This is a genomic window from Faecalicatena contorta, from assembly GCF_003149105.1.
GTDB classification, from domain to species: Bacteria; Bacillota; Clostridia; order Lachnospirales; family Lachnospiraceae; genus Muricomes; species Muricomes contortus_C.
This window is the reverse complement of record NZ_QGDS01000003.1, coordinates 243,994-263,006: the sequence shown is the minus strand read 5'-3', so window position 1 is coordinate 263,006 and position 19,013 is coordinate 243,994. Positions and strand designations below refer to the sequence as shown.

Annotated in this window: 14 protein-coding genes; all 14 read left to right on the top strand. The window is 42.0% G+C overall.

Annotated features, from left to right (window positions below; genetic code table 11):
- Positions 1-10 precede the first annotated feature (10 nt).
- A complete protein-coding gene (locus A8805_RS07035; protein WP_109709493.1) occupies positions 11-1,141 on the top strand; it encodes an ABC transporter permease in 1,131 nt (376 codons plus the stop codon).
- Positions 1,128-2,273 carry an ABC transporter permease gene (locus A8805_RS07030; RefSeq protein WP_109709492.1) on the top strand — a complete coding sequence of 382 codons (1,146 nt, stop codon included), beginning with the start codon at positions 1,128-1,130 and terminating at the stop codon, positions 2,271-2,273. The genes A8805_RS07035 and A8805_RS07030 overlap by 14 nt, the downstream gene beginning before the upstream one ends.
- 217 nt (positions 2,274-2,490) lie before the next feature.
- On the top strand, positions 2,491-3,897 hold the full coding sequence (locus A8805_RS07025) for an MATE family efflux transporter (protein ID WP_109709491.1): 1,407 nt from the start codon (positions 2,491-2,493) through the stop codon (positions 3,895-3,897).
- A gap of 27 nt (positions 3,898-3,924) precedes the next feature.
- Positions 3,925-5,649 (top strand): cache domain-containing sensor histidine kinase, encoded by a 1,725-nt coding sequence (locus A8805_RS07020; protein ID WP_109709490.1) that lies wholly within the window; start codon positions 3,925-3,927, stop codon positions 5,647-5,649.
- 354 nt (positions 5,650-6,003) lie between these two features.
- Entirely contained in the window at positions 6,004-7,440 is a 1,437-nt protein-coding gene (locus A8805_RS07015; protein ID WP_109709489.1) for an ABC transporter substrate-binding protein, read from the top strand.
- 23 nt (positions 7,441-7,463) lie between these two features.
- A complete protein-coding gene (locus tag A8805_RS07010) occupies positions 7,464-8,393 on the top strand; it encodes a carbohydrate ABC transporter permease (protein WP_109709488.1) in 930 nt (309 codons plus the stop codon).
- An 11-nt stretch (positions 8,394-8,404) separates the two neighbouring features.
- Positions 8,405-9,265, top strand: a complete 861-nt coding sequence (locus tag A8805_RS07005; RefSeq protein WP_109709487.1) for a carbohydrate ABC transporter permease — start codon at positions 8,405-8,407, stop codon at positions 9,263-9,265.
- Positions 9,266-9,278: 13 nt separating this feature from the next.
- On the top strand, positions 9,279-10,421 hold the full coding sequence (locus A8805_RS07000) for an ABC transporter ATP-binding protein (protein ID WP_109709486.1): 1,143 nt from the start codon (positions 9,279-9,281) through the stop codon (positions 10,419-10,421).
- Position 10,422: 1 nt separating this feature from the next.
- Positions 10,423-11,547 (top strand): ABC transporter ATP-binding protein, encoded by a 1,125-nt coding sequence (locus A8805_RS06995; protein WP_109709485.1) that lies wholly within the window; start codon positions 10,423-10,425, stop codon positions 11,545-11,547.
- A gap of 73 nt (positions 11,548-11,620) precedes the next feature.
- A complete protein-coding gene (locus A8805_RS06990) occupies positions 11,621-13,129 on the top strand; it encodes an FGGY-family carbohydrate kinase (RefSeq protein WP_109709484.1) in 1,509 nt (502 codons plus the stop codon).
- A 20-nt stretch (positions 13,130-13,149) separates the two neighbouring features.
- Positions 13,150-14,238 carry an alcohol dehydrogenase catalytic domain-containing protein gene (locus tag A8805_RS06985; RefSeq protein ID WP_330405813.1) on the top strand — a complete coding sequence of 363 codons (1,089 nt, stop codon included), beginning with the start codon at positions 13,150-13,152 and terminating at the stop codon, positions 14,236-14,238.
- A 60-nt stretch (positions 14,239-14,298) separates the two neighbouring features.
- Positions 14,299-15,897 carry a response regulator transcription factor gene (locus A8805_RS06980; RefSeq protein ID WP_109709483.1) on the top strand — a complete coding sequence of 533 codons (1,599 nt, stop codon included), beginning with the start codon at positions 14,299-14,301 and terminating at the stop codon, positions 15,895-15,897.
- Between the two features lie 187 nt (positions 15,898-16,084).
- Entirely contained in the window at positions 16,085-18,565 is a 2,481-nt protein-coding gene (locus A8805_RS06975) for a LuxR C-terminal-related transcriptional regulator (protein WP_109709482.1), read from the top strand.
- Between the two features lie 156 nt (positions 18,566-18,721).
- Positions 18,722-19,006 carry a DUF2442 domain-containing protein gene (locus A8805_RS06970; RefSeq protein ID WP_109709481.1) on the top strand — a complete coding sequence of 95 codons (285 nt, stop codon included), beginning with the start codon at positions 18,722-18,724 and terminating at the stop codon, positions 19,004-19,006.
- The last annotated feature ends 7 nt before the right edge of the window (positions 19,007-19,013 follow it).

Sequence of the window (19,013 nt, the reverse complement as noted above, 5' to 3'; positions counted from 1 at the left end):
AGGAGATGGCATGCTGCATTTAATGAAATATGAAGTTAAAGTAAAACTGTATAACTTCAATATATTGTTCTGGCCTCTGGTATTTCCATTAATTCTTGGTACCCTTTTCTATTTTGCATTTGGCAAGATTGAAGAAGCTGATTTTGAGACTGTCCAGGTGGCTGTTGTGAAAGAGGCAGACAGCAGAGGAGACAAAACATTTTTGGACTTTTTAGAATCAATAGAAACAGATGAATCCAAGCTGATAAAAACAGAGTCTATGGAGGAGAAAAAGGCACTGGCGGCTTTGGAGAAGAAAAAGGTGGCAGGTATCTACTATGCGGGAGAAGAACCGTCTTTGACAGTAGGCGGCATTGGTCTGGAGGAGAGCATTTTACAGTCTCTGCTGGAGAGCTACACAAGTGGGAAAAAGACTATGGAGAATATCGCCTCTACCCATCCGGAAAGACTGGGAGAGGCTTCGGAAGAAATGGCTGATTATAAGGAGTGGGTACAGCAAGTATCATTAGGAGGAAAAACGACGGATGGAAATTCCCAGTTTTTTTACGCACTGATTGCTATGGCCTGTCTGTACGGATGTTTTATCGGTTTTGGTTCCGCACTGGATTTGCAGGCAAATCTCACCCCATTGGCTGCAAGAAGGTGTGTCACACCTACTCATAAACTAAAACTTGTCTTATCAGAAATGCTGACTTCATTTGGACTTCATTTCGGAAACATCATCATATTGCTGCTTTATCTGCGTTATGTACTGCAAATGGAATTTCAGGGAGAGCTTCTCAGGATGCTTCTTGTTTCCCTGGTCGGCAGTATGCTTGGAGTGTCCATGGGAATTTTTATCGGCAGTATCGGGAAATTTGGTGAGGGAGCCAAAATAGGGATTCTGATAGGGTTCTCTATGGTGTGCAGTTTTTTGGCAGGTCTGATGAACTCATCTATGAAGGATATTGTAGAAAGGCACTGTCCTATTGTGAACCGCGTAAATCCAGCGGCTCTCATAGCAGATGCATTTTACTGTATCAATGTATATGATGATCCGAATAGATTCATACGCAGTCTGATTATATTGACGATAATGTCTGCCGGGCTTACAGTGGGTTCATTTTTAGCAGTCAGGAGGGAACGCTATGACAGTATTTAAAGCATATATGAAAATTATAAAGCAGAATAGATTTTTGATTATAATGTACCTGGGAATATTTATGCTTATTACTATCATGATTCAGTCTGTTACGAAGACCCAGGAGAGCGGCGGTTATAAGGCACAGAGCGTAAAAATTGGTTTTGTGGATGAGGATGGAGGGGCGCTGGCGAAAGGGCTGGAGGAATACCTTGGAAAGTTTCATCAAATCATTCCTATGGAGGCGGATAAGGATAAGCTGCAGGAGAACCTGTTTTACAGAAATATTGAATATATTGTAAGAATTCCTTCCGGCTTTGAGGAAAAGTGTCTACAGGAAAATGAAAAACTTTCCGTCACGAAGGTCCCTGGATCTTATACAAGTTTTTATGTGGATCAGCAGATTAATGGTTTCCTCAACAACGTGAAAACCTATTATGCGGCAGAATACACGGTGGCAGAAGCAGTGAAGGCTGTTATGGAAAAAGAGGGGCCTGAGGTTAAAATGCTGGATACTAACGGCAATGCAGGCGAAGCTCCCGGATACGCCTATTATTACAGATTCATTCCTTATTTATTGCTGAGTATCTTATGTTATGTGCTGGGAAATATATTGTCTGCCTTTCACAAAGGTGACATTCCCAAGAGAATGCAGGCTAGTGCTGTATCCGGCCGCAGGCAGAACATGGAAGCGCTGCTGGCAGCGATGGTGCTGGGTATCGGCCTGTTGGGAATCTGTATTGCAGTAAGCATTCTGTTATACGGAAAACCTCTCGTTGAGAGCGGAGGACTGATGTATTATCTACTTAATTCTCTGACCATGCTGTTTGTTGCCCTGTCCATTTCTTACATGGTAGGATTGTTAACTCATAACACCAGTGCCCTCAACGGTATTGTGAATACAATCTCTCTTGGAATGTGTTTCCTGTGCGGAGTATTTGTTCCTCTGGATATTATGAGTAAAGGTGTTAAGACTGTTGCCCAGTTCCTTCCGGTTTATTGGTATGAGAAGGCTAATGACAGGATTTCAGAATTTGGAAATATCACAGGAGCTGTGAGAATAGAGATACTCCAGGCCATAGGGATACAACTGGTATTTGCGGTGGCAATAGTCTTTATTTCTATAGTAGCAGTAAAAAAGAAACGAGGTTAGATAATATTCCTTTTTGAAAATTTGTGGAACCAAACTGCAGCAGAAATTTTACTGATTGGGCTATTCAGGTCCACTAAGATATGATAGAATGAAGAAAAGATGCTCTCTGTGCACAGCAGGGGGCATCTTTTCTAAGGCTATATTTTAGGGGACTGTATCCTTTGACGTATCTGGATAGGGATAGCCTTTGAGGATAAGATGAGAGGCAGGATGTGTTATGTTATTAAAAAAACGTAAGGTATATAAAGAAAATAATTTAAATATTGACTGGGGAAAGTTTTACCGTGATGTGTTTGCGCTTGTAATCCCTATGGCATTGCAGAATCTGATTAACGTAGGTGTGAATGCTGCGGACGTAATTATGCTGGGAAAGGTAAATGAGACAGCCTTGTCCGGGGCAGCGCTTGCCAATCAGGTACAGTTTGTTATGGTTCTGTTTTTATTTGGGCTGACATCTGGTGCAACGGTGCTGACGGCTCAGTATTGGGGAAAGGGCGACAAAAAGACGATTGAGAAAATTCTGGGTCTCGGGATAAAGGCAGCAATTCTCGTAACAGCTATTTTTGCGTTGGCGGCGCTGCTGATTCCAGGATTGTTGATGCAGATTTTTACCAGTGAACCTGCAGTCATCTCAGAAGGCATCAAATATCTCAGAATTGTTTCATTTTCTTACATAATTATGGGAATTACGCAGGTTTATCTATATATTATGCGAAGTGTGGAGCGGGTCATTGTAGCGACAGTTGTTTATCTGGCTTCCTTGATATGTAATGTGATATTAAATTCCATTTTTATTTTTGGTCTGCTGGGCTTTCCGGTAATGGGAATTGAGGGTGCCGCGCTCGGCACACTGATAGCAAGGATTCTTGAGTTGCTGCTGGTACTGGGATATTCCAGGTTATTTAACAAGGACATCAAATTCCGCTTCCGGTATCTTCTAAGAACAGAAAAGGTGCTGGTTAAGGATTTTCTCCACTATGCAATGCCGGTTGTGCTCAATGAAATTATGTGGGGACTTGGAGTAGCGGCCAATACTGCGATTCTTGGGCACATGGGGAGCTCAGTGGTGGCAGCTAATTCTGTCGCTCAGGTGGCGAGACAGCTTGCTACGGTGGTGGCCTTTGGCCTGTCCAGTGCAACTGCAATTTATCTTGGAAAAACAATAGGAGAAAAGAAGCTGGAACATGCAAAAGCATATGCACACCGCTTCCTCATATTAAGTGTGGTGATGGGAGCTATAGGGGGTGTGCTGATTTTGGTGGTATCTCCGGTTGCTGCGACGGCATTGTCCCTGACGGCGGCAGCAAAACAAAACTTACGCTTTATGTTTTTTGTTATGTCCTACTTTGTGGCTGCCCAGGCTTTTAATACAACCATGATAGTCGGGACATTCCGGTCAGGCGGCGATACCAGATTCGGATTGATTATGGACGTTGCGACCATGTGGGGAGGTTCTATCCTGCTTGGATTTATAGCGGCATTTGTGCTGAAATTCAGCATTCCGGTTGTCTATGTGATTCTGATGAGTGATGAGCTGATTAAAATACCAATTACATGGTTTAGGTACCGCAGCTATAAGTGGCTCAAGAATGTAACCCGTGAGGAGATTGAGATAAACAAGTAAAGATTCAAAAGTATATGGAGGGCAGAAATGAGAAGACAAAAATCCATATCTACACGTATCTTCTTGGGAATATTTTCACTGTTCTTTTTAATTTTACTTATATTTTCAGTGATTATTTCTAATCTGTATGGAAACCGTATGGAAGAGATGGAAATCAATTATCATCTGGAGGTTACCAACGGTACAAAGGAGCAGTTCAATATGCTGACTTCTATGATTGATGAATACAGCTATTCCCTTGTCAGTAATGTGGCAGTGCAGGATGCACTGAAGCATGGAAAGACGGGGCAGAGTGATGAAGTAATTAATACATATATCAATGACATGGTGAGTATGAATGACAGTATCAATCATGTTCACTTACTTGGCATTAATGAATTTTGGTGTTCCACGAGCACTCAGGGCAGCCGTCAATTTTACAGGCAATATTTAGAAGATTATGTGAAGGGTACAGAGCGCAAAGGAATATGGACCGGGTTTCATAGTACGGAAGAGGATGACTATTTGAGCAGTACCTCTTATATCCGTCCCGTGTTTGACAGTGAGACAAAAGAAGTCTATGGAATTGTTGTACTGGATGTGTCTTATGAAAGTATTCATAAGTTATTTACCGCTTCGTCTATCCGGCTAAAGGATAAGGCAGTGATTGTAGATAGTAATGGGGAAATTTTGCTGCAATATCCTCTGCCTGCGGATTACACGGATGTTTTACGGGATTATCCCCAGGTATTGAAAAAGAGCACGCAGATTGAAGGAAAGCTTTATAAAAAAGATGTGATTATTGTATCAGAGAAAATCAATCTGGCAGACTGGAGTCTGGTGAGGTTTGTGCAGAAGGATGCAGCAACGGAGAGCATCCGGGAGGTGCTGAAAGGTTTCCAGATTATTTTGGCTGTCGTCACAGTTATTTCCATTTTATATACGATATGGCTGACCCGTTCCTTTACTCGCCCTATTAAAGAACTGATGCAGGTGTGCGGAAAGGTCATGGAGGGAGACTTTACGGCTCATGCAGCCGTGAAGCGGAAGGATGAGTTTGGAAGGCTGGGAGATACCTTTAACAGAATGATAGATCAGATTAACGAATTTTTTGACAAAGAAAGGCGGGACCAGAAGCGAAAAGCAGAGATGGAGTATCAGATTCTGCAGGCACAGATTAATCCTCATTTTTTGTACAATACCCTGGACTCTATGAAATGGCTGGCGGTGATGCAGGGAGTGGATAACATAGCTGAGATGAGTACGGCTCTCATCAATCTGCTGCAGTATAACCTGGGAAAGGTGGAGGGAGAGACTACCCTCCGCAATGAGATTGAAAGCGTCCGTAATTATATTATTATACAGAAATACCGGTACAGTGACATTTTTGAGTTTACGACTCTGATCGACGAGAAATCGGAAAAGTGCCAGGTTCCCAGATTCATCCTGCAGCCGTTGGTGGAAAACTCAATTATTCATGGTTTTAATGAAGAAAGAGGAAATTACCGTGTTCACATTGCAGCCGTAATTTTCGATGAAAAACTGCATATACGTGTTATTGATAACGGAATGGGGATGGATGCAGACAGTACAGATAAAATAAATAAGGGACAGGAAAAAAGTACGCGGTTCAGTAAAATAGGAGTGGCGAGCATCCGGGAGCGGATTAAACTGTATTTCGGGGATGAAGCAGAACTGATATTTGACAGTGAGCCTAATGTAGCTACAATTGCAGAAATTATTCTGCCCATTATAAGAGAAGAAGATCAGTAACAAGGCAAAATCAAGGCTGAAGTCTATAGGAAGGACTTCAGCCTTTTAATATTTTTAGAATATTCAGAAAAAGAAGGTCAAGGGGGACAGTCCCTTTTGAAAAGGGACTGTCCCCCTTGTAGTTCCCCTTGTATTTGTTAGTTTTTTAACTATTTCCAGAATCGTAATATTTTTTCAGTTTTCAAAAGATTTATTGGGATTTCCAAATAAAATTTAAGGTAATAGTAATAAATTATAAATTTTAGATAAATTATCCATTTAGATGTGTACAAAACATGACTATAATAAAAACAATATCAATGCATTGATTAAGAGAAGAAAAAATTATGAAGGAGTCAAGGAGGGTTATAAGATATGAAAAACAAATTGGTGAAGCGTATACTGGCACTGACAATGACGACAGCAATGGCAGTAGGTCTGCTGGCAGGCTGCGGCGGTGGTAAAGCGGAAGAAACTGCAAGTACTGGAGAAAAGAAATCCTCAGAGGCAAGTGGAGAATTTGACTGGAAAGCATACGAGGGGACTACTATTGAGATTCAGATGGTGCAGCATACGGCTTCTGAGGCAATGGTGAATAAGCTGGAAGAATTCGAAGAGCTTACAGGAATTCATGTAGAATATTCTATTACACCTGAAAGCAGTTATTTTGATAAAGTATCCACATCACTGGCAAGTGGATCAGGAAGTCCAGATTTATTTATGTCAGGTGCATATCAACTGTGGGACTATTCATCAGCAGGATATGTTGAAGACCTGAGTACATATTTAGAAGATCAATCAATGGTTAGTCCTGATTATGACTATGATGACTTTGTACAGAGTGCTGTAAATGCACTGAAATGGTCAGGAGTACCAGGTGAGCCAGTTGGTACAGGGCAGCAGCTGGGACTTCCTCTTGCATTCGAAGTGTATACAATGGCATACAATCAAAAAGCATTCAAGGATAATGGTCTGGAAGTACCAAAGACTTATGACGAGCTGTTAACAGTTTGTGATAAACTTCAAAATTGGAATGGAGATAACTCTTATGCAGTAGCTGTCAGAGGTGCACGTGACTGGGGAACTATCCACCCGGCATATATGAGTATGTTCTCTGCATTTGGCGCAAAAGATTTTGAAATTGAAGGCGACAAGCTTGTTTCCAAAGTAAACTCTCCCGAGGCAGTGGAAATGACAGAGTTCTTCGTAGATATGATTAAACGCGGCGGAAGTTCTTCCTGGTCAAAATACACATGGTATGACTGTGGCGTTGACCTTGGAACAGGAAATACAGCTATGGTATTAGACGCAGACAACAACCCTGTACATCAGAACTGGGAAGGTGCTTCTGAAGAAGCTGGAAATATCGCTTACGCTCCACTTCCAGTGGCAAAAGAAGGAGATCCTCAGATTTCTAACTATTGGACATGGTCAGTTGCAATGAACTCCGCATCTAAAAACAAAGGGGCAGCATGGTATTATATCATGTACTTCACAGGCAAAGAATTTGCAAAATATGCAACAATTGAAGGAAACAGTCTTGATCCTGCACGTACATCTGTTTGGGAATCAGAAGAATTCAAGACAATGATGGAAGGTCAGCCTGGATACATCGAAGCATATGAAGCAACTATTGAGAACACAACAATCTTATTTACACCACAGCCTTACTTCTTTGAGACAACCACAGAGTGGGCAGCTACACTTCAGGACATCGTTGCAGGTAAGTATGATTCTGCTCAGGATGGGCTGGATCAGTTAAAAGAGAAAATGGATAAAGCTGTTTCAGATATTGACTTGTCTCAGTATTGATATCCATTATAGGAGGTAGACAGATGTTTGGCGGCAGTACAAAGAAAAAGGGTGGAGAAATCAATTACAATGAAGTTCCTGCACATATCCGCAGGCGCCCATATTATATCATTGCACCGGGATTGCTTATATTGATCGGTATTTTAATTCCATTTGTTACAGCAATCTTTCTTTCCTTTACGAACTACTCGTTTCGTTTGCCGAAATGGAGCTTTGTAGGATTAAAAAACTGGATCAATATGTTTACCAGTAAAGAATTCTACCATGCTCTCAGTGTAACGTTGAGATATGGTATCTTTGCTACGGCTGCAGAGATGCTTTTAGGAACCGGTGTAGCTCTTCTGCTGAAGAAAGATACCAGATATAGCCGAATATTGAAAGTGCTTTTTACTTTTCCGCTGATGGTTGCGCCGGCAATTGCAGTATTAATCTGGCAGTTGATGACATCAAATACTGTTGGAGTTTTGGAAAAAGTGCTGAACATCTTTGGAGTCTATAACTTCCCATGGGCAGCATCACATAGTACGGCTTTGTTTACAGCTATATTGATTGATGCATGGGTAAATACCTCGTTTGTTATTCTGTTGGTTTTGGCAGGGATTCAATCCTTGCCAAAATCACCATTTGAAGCGGCGGCGGTAGATGGGGCCAGCTCATGGTTTACGTTTAAGACACTGACATTTCCAATGCTGAAACCATTTATGTATATTGCTCTGTTATTCAGGCTTATGGCCGCACTGCAGGAATTTGGTATCATCTATGCCCTGACAAAGGGCGGACCTGGAGATACACTTATGAATATCTCTTTGACAGGTTATATCAGTGGATTTACATATCAGAAACTGGCATCTGCATTGCCGTTCCTTCTGGTACTGTGGCTGCTTATCAATAAGACAGCTCAATTCCTGGTAAAACGACAGAGATATCTGGCACAGCAGGCAGCAGGAAAGTAAAGGAGGGGCATATGAGTAATCAGCTACAGTTGACAGATAGTTCAAAAAATAAAAGTATATTAAAAATATTAGAACCCATAGGAAGAAACTTAGGGTTAACCCTGTTTGCGATGTTCGCTTTGTTTCCTCTTGTGTGGATGGTTATTTGTGCCTTTAAGTCAGATGCACAGATGTACAATACTGTTTTTGTTTTCCAGCCTACCCTGGAGAACTTCCGGGCAGTACTGATAGGAACAGATTACTTCAAAGCCTTTTTCCAGAACCTGGTAGTAGCAGGCGGAGCAGTAATTATCACAGTAATTGCAGGTGTTCCTTGTGCCTATGCATTAGCGCGGTATAACTTCAGAAAAAAGGAAGATGTGGCTTTCCAGATTCTTTCCTTTAAATTTGCACCTGAAATTATGGTTATTCTTCCAATTTTCCTTATCTTCCAGAAGGTAGGATTATATGACACTTTCTTCGGACTTATCTGGGTTTATCAGCTTATTACCATGCCCCTTTTAATCTGGGTGGTAAGAGGCTATTTCGAAGATATTAGTGTAGAAGTAGAGCAGGCAGCACAATTGGATGGTTATACATGGTATGAGGTGTTCTTTAAAACACTTGTGCCTTTAATTAAGCCCGGAATGGTAGCTGCAGCTCTGCTGGCATTTATCTTTGCATGGAACAGCTTTACATTCCCGCTGATACTGAGCGGTTTCAAAATTCAGACAATTACCATTACTGCGCTGCGTTATATTGCTTCTGACACAGTGCACTATGGACAGGTAGCTGTTGCATCTACAATTGCAGTGCTTCCAGAAGTAATTGTGGCATTGTTTATTCAGAAACACTTAGTCCGCGGCTTAAGTTTTGGTGCGGTGAAAGGATAATGGAGGTAAAGCAATGGCTCAGATAGAACTTGAAAATATCACAAAACAATTTGGAGATGTAAAAGCACTAAATAATGTAAACCTGACGGTCCGGGACAATGAATTTTTCGTCTTGTTCGGACCGGCGGGAGCCGGAAAAACCACCTTGTTAAAAACAATTGCAGGAGCTGAGTTTCCGGAAAAAGGACTTGTGAGAATCGGCGGTGAAATTGCAAATCACATAGAATCAAAGGATAGGAACGTATCTATGGTTTTTGAGAACTATGCCCTGTATCCTAACCTTTCGGTTTTTGATAACATTGCATCACCGATGCGCAGTAAGTTATATAAAAAAGATGAAGAGTTTATAAAGACAGCGGTAGATAAGGTGACAAAGATGATGAAAATCAATCACCTTTTAGAACGTAAGCCAAGCCAATTATCCAATGGACAAAGGCAAAGGGTTGCACTGGGAAGATGTCTGGTGCGAACACCAAATGTATTCCTTATGGACGAACCTTTGGCGCATTTGGATGCAAAACTTCGTCATTTCATGCGGGGAGAGTTAAAGGAGATGCAGACCTCCATTAATTCTACTACGATTTATGTAACCCATGATTATATGGAAGCTATGTCACTGGCAGACAGAATTGCCGTTCTAAATCACGGAGAGATTATACAGATAGGAACAGCCCAGGAGATGTATTACACACCGTGTAATGAATTCGTGGCACGTTTGTTCGGAGAGCCTGAAATCAATATATTAGAAGGTAACATGTACACAGAGGCAGATGATATATATTTTAAAGTGCTGAATCAGGATGTTTTATTGCATCCTGCCCAGGATACAATAGGGGCATTGCGTGATGCAGGCACAAATAGCATTCATATTGGAATGCGGGGGAATGATATGCAGTTTGCTTTTGAGAAGCCCGGGGATGAGTGGATGGAAGGTACTGTATATGCAAACGAGCCTATTGGTAATAAAGTAATCATGACTGTTTTGATTGCAGACAAGAAAATAAGTCTCACATGCCCCAATGATACCGTTGCAGAAATGGATCAAAATGTTTATGTGAAATTTAATATGACAAATGCAATTTATTTTAATGGGGAAACAGAAAAATTTATTACTCGAAACAACATGTCCCGCTATACGGCTAAGAAGGAGGGATAAGATGGCTCAGCTTATATTAAAGAATGTGTTCAAACGATATGATGGACAGAAAAAAAAGATGTTTCAAAAGAAGAAAGAAAATGACTTTGCAGTAAAGGATGTGTCCTATGAATGCAAAGACGGAGAATTTATCGGAATATTGGGACCTTCAGGCTGTGGAAAATCAACAAGCCTGCGTATGATGGCAGGGTTGGAGGATATTACTGCAGGAGAGATGTATATAGGAGATGTTCTGATAAATAATCTGCAGCCAAAAGACAGAAATATCGGTCTCGCATTTGAAGATTATGCACTATATCCTCCTCTGACTGTTTATGAGAATCTGGCTTTCAACATGAGAGCAAAAAAGAAGAGTGAACCAGAAATCAAAAAAGCCATAGATTATGTGGCTCCTCTGATGAAAATTGATGATTTGCTGGATATGAAGCCTCCTGCATTATCAGGGGGGCAGAAGCAGAGAGTTAATATTGCAAGGGCAATTGTAAGACGTCCGGGATTATTGCTTTTGGATGAGCCGCTGAGCCATCTGGACGGTAAAATGCGCCAGCAGCTTCGTCAGGAAATTAAGCGTATGCATCATGAGATAAAGTGTACCACGATTATTGTTACTCATGACCAGATGGAAGCGATGTCCCTGGCTGACCGCATTATTATCATGAAGGATGGGGAGATACAGCAGATTGGTACTCCCCTGGAGGTATATGATGATCCTGCGAATGAATTTGTAGCCGGGTTTATTGGAGAACCGCCTATGAACCTGATGTATTCTACCATTGAAAGGCACGGAGATAAATTTATGTTTACCTTTGAAGGCAGTCTGCTGCAGGTGGAAGTGCCTAAGCGCTATAACAAGATTGTCAAAGATCAAATGAAAGTAACCCTTGGTGTGCGTCCTGTAGATGTACTGATTGCGAAGGAGGAAGTATCCTCTACGCCGGTCCCCGTTGCGGTATATGAAAATCTTGGAGATGAGAGAAGAATTTCAGTAAGAGTGGGGGAAATGTTGCTGAGTATGACCACACCGGATGATGTTTATTATGAAGCGGGGCAAAAGGTACAATTAATTTTCCACGAAGAAAGAACACATCTGTTTGATCCGGAGACAGGTGATAGAATCAGGGTCTGACCCTAAGACAGCCTGGATATAGGGATAAGTAACACAGTGGATTGGGAATTTCCGCTGTAGAGGAGGAACAGGAATGGACCAATATGCAATCGGTTTGGATAATGGGGGTACTGTGATTAAGGCTGCTTTATTTGATATGGAAGGCAGGGAGCTTGCAGTTGCCTCTGCACAAACTCCGGTACTTACTCCGAAACCTGGTTACACTGAACGGGATATGGAATACCTGTGGCAGTGTAATTGCCGGTGTGTGAAAGAAGTGATGGAGAAATCAAAGGTCAGCCCCGGCCAGGTCATTGGAATGGCGGTATGCGGTCACGGAAAGGGATTATATCCCTGGGGAAAAGATGGAAAACCGGCATGGAACGGAATTGTGTCTACGGACGGGAGAGCATGGGAGTATCCCCAAAAATGGAAAGCGGACGGAACTCATGAAAGAATATATGAAAAGACCTGTCAGGATATCATGGCCTGCCAGCAGGTATCATTACTTGCCTGGTTTAAGGATTATCACCGGGATGTTTATGATAATATTCGATGGGTATTTTCAGTAAAAGATTATATCCGGTTCCGGCTGACTGGGGAGGCTTACTGCGAGGCCACCGATATATCCGGTTCCGGGCTCATGGATGTGAGGAATGCGAGATTTGATAAAGAAATACTCGATGCATTGGGGATAAGTGAGGTTTATGAGAAATTGGCTCCAGTCAAATATTCCTATGAAAGATGCGGAAGTATATCGGAAGAGGCAGCCCGTCTTACAGGGCTTCTGGAAGGGACTCCAGTGGCAGGCGGTATGTTTGATATTGATGCATGTGCAATTGCACTTGATATCACCACACCAGAAAGAATGTGTACTATAGCGGGAACCTGGAGTATCAACGAATACATTTCCAGGGAGCCTGTGATGGATGGTTCAGTTGCGATGAACTCACTGTATGCCATACCTGGATATTATCTGGTTGAGGAATGCAGTGCGACAAGTGCAGGAAATCTGGAGTGGTACTTGAAAAATTGCATGGGAAATGAGCCTGTTGACGCAGACGGGAGCATTTATGATGTGATAAATGATATGGTGCAAAAAACAAAGTCTGAGGAATGTGAGTTGTATTTTCTTCCATTTCTCTATGCATCCAATGCACATCCTCTTGGAAAAGGAGCTTTCGTAGGGATGACTTTGTTCCATCAGAAAAATCATATGCTTCGGGCTGTTTATGAGGGAGTTGCCTATTCTCATAAAACTCACATTGACCGGCTTCTGGCCTCCCGGGAAAAACCGGAGGCAATCCGTATGGCAGGAGGCGCGGTAAACTCACCTGTATGGGTTCAGATGTTTGCAGATATTCTGGAATCTCCCATTGAGACGGTAAAGGTCAGGGAGCTTGGAGCCTTGGGATGTGCAATGGCAGCGGCAGTGGCAGCAGGAGTTTATGCGGACTATGAGGAAGCTGCGGATAAAATGGTACATATTTCAGAGAAAGTAGATCCGAACCCGGAAATGGCAGAAATCTATCGGAAAAAATATAGAAAGTACCGTATGGTCAGTCAGGCACTGGATACGGTATGGGATGAATTTTCAGTATAAGCAGAAAGGCGGTTGTAAGTATGGCAAGTATAGGACAAAAACCAAAAAAAATGAAAGCATTGGTGGCATATGACAAAGACAGGTATGTTCTTGAGACGGAATATCCTACACCGGAATGCGGCCCCGATGATATTATTATAAAAACGGAAGCATGCGGAGTTTGTGCGGGAGACTTAAAGTGCAGCCATGGTGCAGCAATGTTCTGGGGCGATGAGGTTCAGCCTTCCTGGGTTAAGCCGCCATTTATACCAGGACATGAGTTCTTTGGGCGTATTGTAGAAATGGGAGAGAATGTAAAAGGATATGAGCTGGGTGACAGAATTATTGCAGACCAGATTGTACCCTGTGGTGAATGCAGATTTTGCAAAGACGGGCATTATTGGATGTGTCAGCCTCACAATATCTTCGGATTCCAAAAAGAGAATAATGGTGGAATGGCAGAATATGTAAGGTTTCCAAAGACTTCTGTTATCAGCCGGGTTCCTGATACGATGTCTGTTGAGAATGCACTGCTGATTGAGCCTTATGGCTGCTCCAAACATGCAGTGGACAGGGGCAGTATTACGAATGAAGATGTTGTAGTGATTTCAGGGGCAGGCACATTAGGACTGGGAATGGTTACTTATACCAGAATGAAAAACGCTAAAAAGCTGATTGTGCTGGATATGATGGATGAGCGTCTGGAAAAAGCAAAGGAGTTCGGAGCCGATTTAGTGTGGAATCCCGGAAAAGTAGATGTAATAAAGGAAATAGAAGCATTGACAGACGGATATGGCTGCGACGTTTATATTGAGGCTACCGGACATCCTTCCAGCGTCATCCAGGGGCTTAGTATGGTACGGAAATTAGGACGCTTTGTAGAGTTCAGTGTATTTGGTGCTCCAACAACGGTTGACTGGTCCATTATCGGAGACAGAAAAGAACTGGATATCCTGGGAGCTCATTTAAGTCCCTATGCCTTTCCATTTGTAATTGAGAATATCGAAAATGGAAATTTAAATACGGGAGGAGTCATTTCCAAAGAATTCAAAATCGAAGAGTGGGAAAAGGCATTTGAATATGCAACAGGAAAGTATGGCGATTTTAAAGTGGCGCTAGTGTTTGAATAATCCGTATGATATAATAAGTCCGGCTAGAATCGTGCTGAAAAACGCGGCGGAGGAAAGAGTATGTACCACATTTTAATAGTAGATGATGAATTTTTAGTACGTTTGGGTTTGAAAACAACCATTAACTGGGAAGCAAATGGATATAAGGTTGTAGGAGAGGCTTCCAACGGAAAAGAAGCATTGGAAATGGTACAGTCCTCTATGCCGGATATTGTATTGGTAGATATTAAAATGCCGTTGATGGATGGCTTGGAATTTATCACAGAGGCTAAGAAAATAAGTGAGGATATTTCATTTATTATTCTGAGTAATTATGATAACTTTCAATATGCAAAACGTGCTATGAAGCTGGGAGTATCACAATACCTTCTGAAGTCTGAAATTAATGAGGAGACTCTTCTTGCAACGCTGGAATCGGTGTGTACGGAAAGAAGAAGCCGGCATGTGAGGCATAGGGATGACAATCAGGCGAGAACGGCTTATTTGAGCAATAATTTATCCAAAGCCCAGATCAATGCCTGTATTCCCATAGGCAGGATGGATGCTCCCCCGGAAGGTCTTTTCAGGGCCAGGAGTTATGTAGTTATCAAATATTTTTGCGGTATTGGGCTACTGAATGAGCAGAGTATAGATATGCTTTCGAAAACCATGATTTCTCTGATTGAGGATGAATTCTGCGGGGCAGTATACAGTGAAGTTATCTATCAGATGCATTATTACATCACACTGATTTTTCCTGAGGAAAGTCATTCGGATTCGGAAAGGTCCTATATTGAAAAAAGTGCGTCTATAGGCAGAAAAATCAAACATTATTTTTCAGTTTCATTAAAAGGCGGACTCAGCCGGAGTGGGAAAGCTGAGAGCCTTCCCCAGTTGCTGAGGCAGGCAGAATGGGCAAGACAGCAGTGCTTTTTCGGCGGCACCCAGGGGACTGCCCATATGCGTTTTGCAGGCGGGAATACTTTTGTTGTGTATGAAGAGCGCTTTCAGGAGAACTTGAAGAAGGATGAGAGGCCCCATGTAAGCAGCTCCAAAGTCCTTGGATATCTTACAGAAAACAACAGTCAGGAGTTGGGAAATTATATTCAAGATATTTTTGTCCGTATTAAAGAGCAGAGTGCTTATACGGTAGTAAAACATACCTTTATAGATTTTTTATCTATCGCCAAGTCTAGTTTAGAAAAACTGAATGTACCGGTAACGGAAAGTTTCTTAGCCAAGCTGGACTATGACAATTGGAATATCATTACCTCTGTGGAAGAGACGGAAGTTTATGTTCATGATATTTTTGAGGGAATTTTAGGCTTTATGAGTATAGGGATCAGCGGATATAGTGCCAGTGTGAAGAAGACCATCGCTTATGTGGAAGAAAATTACGCGTCAAACATTACCCTGGAGGACGTCGCCCGGCATGGGGAAATCAGCAAGAGTTATCTGTCTATGCTCTTTAAGCAGGAAACTGGAATTAATTTTATTACCTATCTGAATCAATATCGGATTGAGAAGGGAAAGAAGCTTCTGACAGACACAAATCTCAAAATTTACGAGATCGCGGAAGTGATTGGATTTGGAAGCCCCTACTATTTCAGCAAGGTGTTTAAAGAGATGACGGGGATGCAGTGTAAGGAATATAGGAACTATTACTCGGAAATGAATTAACTTGTTTGAATTTATATATGAAGAAAAGGGCATCAGATAAAAGTCTGGTGTCCTTTGCAGGTTTCCATTTCTTGAAACCTGCCATATTTTATGCTAAAATTTACCATAACGGGAGATATAATTATGAACTACCTACAAAGTCGCAGCAGATTGGCATCTTCTCCCCCATCATCATGGAGGAATAGATATGCGCAAAAAATGGAACCAGCAGCAAAAATATTATTTTTCGGATAGGCTTAAAAAGCAGCTTAATCAAATACCGAACTACCCTTTAACCATTGTGGAGGCACCGTCCGGTTTTGGCAAGACAACCGCTGTCCAGGAGTACCTGAAAGAAAACCTCCCTCACGGTGCCTGCGAATACTGGTATACATGTTTAGGTGAGTCGGCACCCGCGGCGTGGCTGAGTATTTGTGAACTCTTCTCCAATATAAATGACAAGACGGCTGACGGCCTTAGAAGCCTGAAAATGCCAACGATGGATACCCTGTTTTATATGGTGACATATATTAGGGATATTCATTGTCATGAGGAGACTTATTTGATTATTGACAACTATCAGCTTGTTAACTGCGAAATCCCGTGTGAGTTGATGAGCGTTTTTTCTATGCATGGAAATCCAAATTTACACATGATATTTATCACCCAGCAGATGAACGCCGTGCATCAGTTTTCAATTCTTAACAACAATATATACACAATAGATTCATCAGCTTTCTTCTTAGATAAAGAAGGCACCTCCAATTTGTTTCGCATGGAGGGAATTCATTTAAATAATGAAGAAGTTGAAAAAATATATATGAGCACTGAGGGATGGGTGTCCGCAATCAGGTTACAAATCATCAATTATATAGAAAGTGGTTCATTTGATCATACCGCCGATATTGTACATCTGGTGGAAACCGCCATTTGGAACAGACTTGAGCCTGAGGAGCAGGAGTTTCTTTTTTCGGTTTCCATTATGGAAAGCTTTTCGGTCCGCCAGGCGTCCATTATGATGGAGGTGGAAATGTTGCCTGAACATATCAATCATTTGTTGAAGTACAATGAGTTTATTCGGTATATCCCTGATCAGCATCAGTACGGCATCCACAGCATTTTAAGGGATTATTTATTAAACCGCTTTTATCACGAGCAGCCGCAAGAGTATCAAAATGTGATATTCCGAAAAGCCGGACATGCTTATGCCGCGATATCGAAGTATTGTCCCGCGGCTCACTTCTATTACCAGGTAAAAGATTTTGACGCTATTCTATCCCTGCCCTTTACCTGTGAGTATTTTGAACAACACAAAGATGAATATAAGCCGGAATTTATTGAAACGATTATAAAAGATTGTCCGGAAGACACAATATGTAAGTATCCTTTTACTTTGCTCGCTTTTGGTTACCAGACATACACTTGCGGGCAGTTTGAGGCTTATTATGAATTATGCCGGCTGCTCTGCTTAACAATTGAAAAAGGAGTAGGCTTTCATCAGGATGAGCTGCGGAAAATAAAGGGCGAATACATGCTTCTGGCGTCCATGACGGACTTTAACGATCTAAACAAACTGAAGGAAAGACATAAAACGGCATGGAAGGCTTTAGGTGGCTCTTCCACAATTGTAAAGCGCGGTTCGTTGTGGGGGTTCGCTACTATTTCTGTATTCAATATACTCTGGCGGAAATCCGGACAATTGGATTGCACGCTTCAGCAAATGGATGAAATGACGGCTGTATTTCGAAAGATGACCGGGGGGTATGGTGCCGGTGCCAGAAATATGTTGCGGGCGGAAGTAATGCTCATGCGGGGTGAAGATGATGAAGCTGAGATTTTGTGTCACAAAGCGCTTTATGAGGCCCGCAGTTATAAACAGACCAGCCTCTGCCTTTGCGCAGAGCTGACCTTTGCCCGCATTGCTATTTTGCGGGGGGATGTGGAAGGCTATTCCACTGCAATTAGAAATATCCAGGACTATGCAAATCAAAATATAGACCTGATGATACTACGCATAGCGGAACATTGTTTGTCCGTTATAAGTCTCTTGTTGGATATCAAAGATTATGTAGCCCCTTGGTTTTACGATTTGGAGAGTATCAAAAAATTGCTGCCTGCTCCTGTTGTTCCTCTCGCACAAATACTTCAATTGCGGCTATTGCTTATGGATAAGCGGTATAATGAATTTTATGGTGCCTGCCAGCTGGCCCTGGATACGTCCAAAAACTCAACCGGTAATATCCAGTATATGATAGCACAGGTATACCAGCTCATCTACCTTGCAATAGCCAAACATAATAACGGAAAACCCTTAGAAGCGCAGCAGTATCTTAGAGAGGCTCTTGAAGCTGCTCTTCCAGATCAAATTTACCTTCCTTTTGCTCAACAGGAACACATGGAGGAACTCTTCTCTCTTGGATGTCGGAATGACAGCTTCACTGCTTTAATGGAACTTTGCAAGCGTCAGCGGAAAGGCGTAAGTATTATAAGAAAGGCCATCATCCAGGATAAATCTCCCCTGACACCAAGGGAGAGAGAAATGGCCCAGCTTGCGAAAGAACGGTTAAGCGCTAAAGAAATTGCCGACAAGCTGTACATATCTGAAATGACCGTCAAAGCTACCCTCAGAAGCGTGTATAGTAAGCTTGATATTCACTCAAAAGCCGAGCTGCTCACCAAGAAATTTTGACAAAAAATTTAAATTTACCACTTAAATAGGTATGAGCATAAATATAATCTACTGTATTCTTGTCTACAGTAGATTATATTTTTTTGCACATTTTATCTGTAGACAGAGCCGAGAGCACTGCTTAATTTGCAGAGTGAAAATAAGGAGGGATAAACCATGAGGATATTGCTTGCGGAAAAGACGGAAGATGGCTATTTCAAGAGTGTGCAGGCACTGCCGGAGTATCAGCTCAAAGTTATCATGGAAACCGGCAATACCATTTATTTCGATTTTCGGTCCAGATTGAACACCGCCCGGTTCGGAAGACTTTCTGACGAGGAATTCTTCAGAAATGTACGGACCGATGGAAGCTATCTGATTTTTGAGAAAGCCGGCAAGGTTCCTGTCAAAATAACTGCTTCCGAATTTATGGACCTTGTTCTGGTCGATCGAAGGAGATAATGGTGTC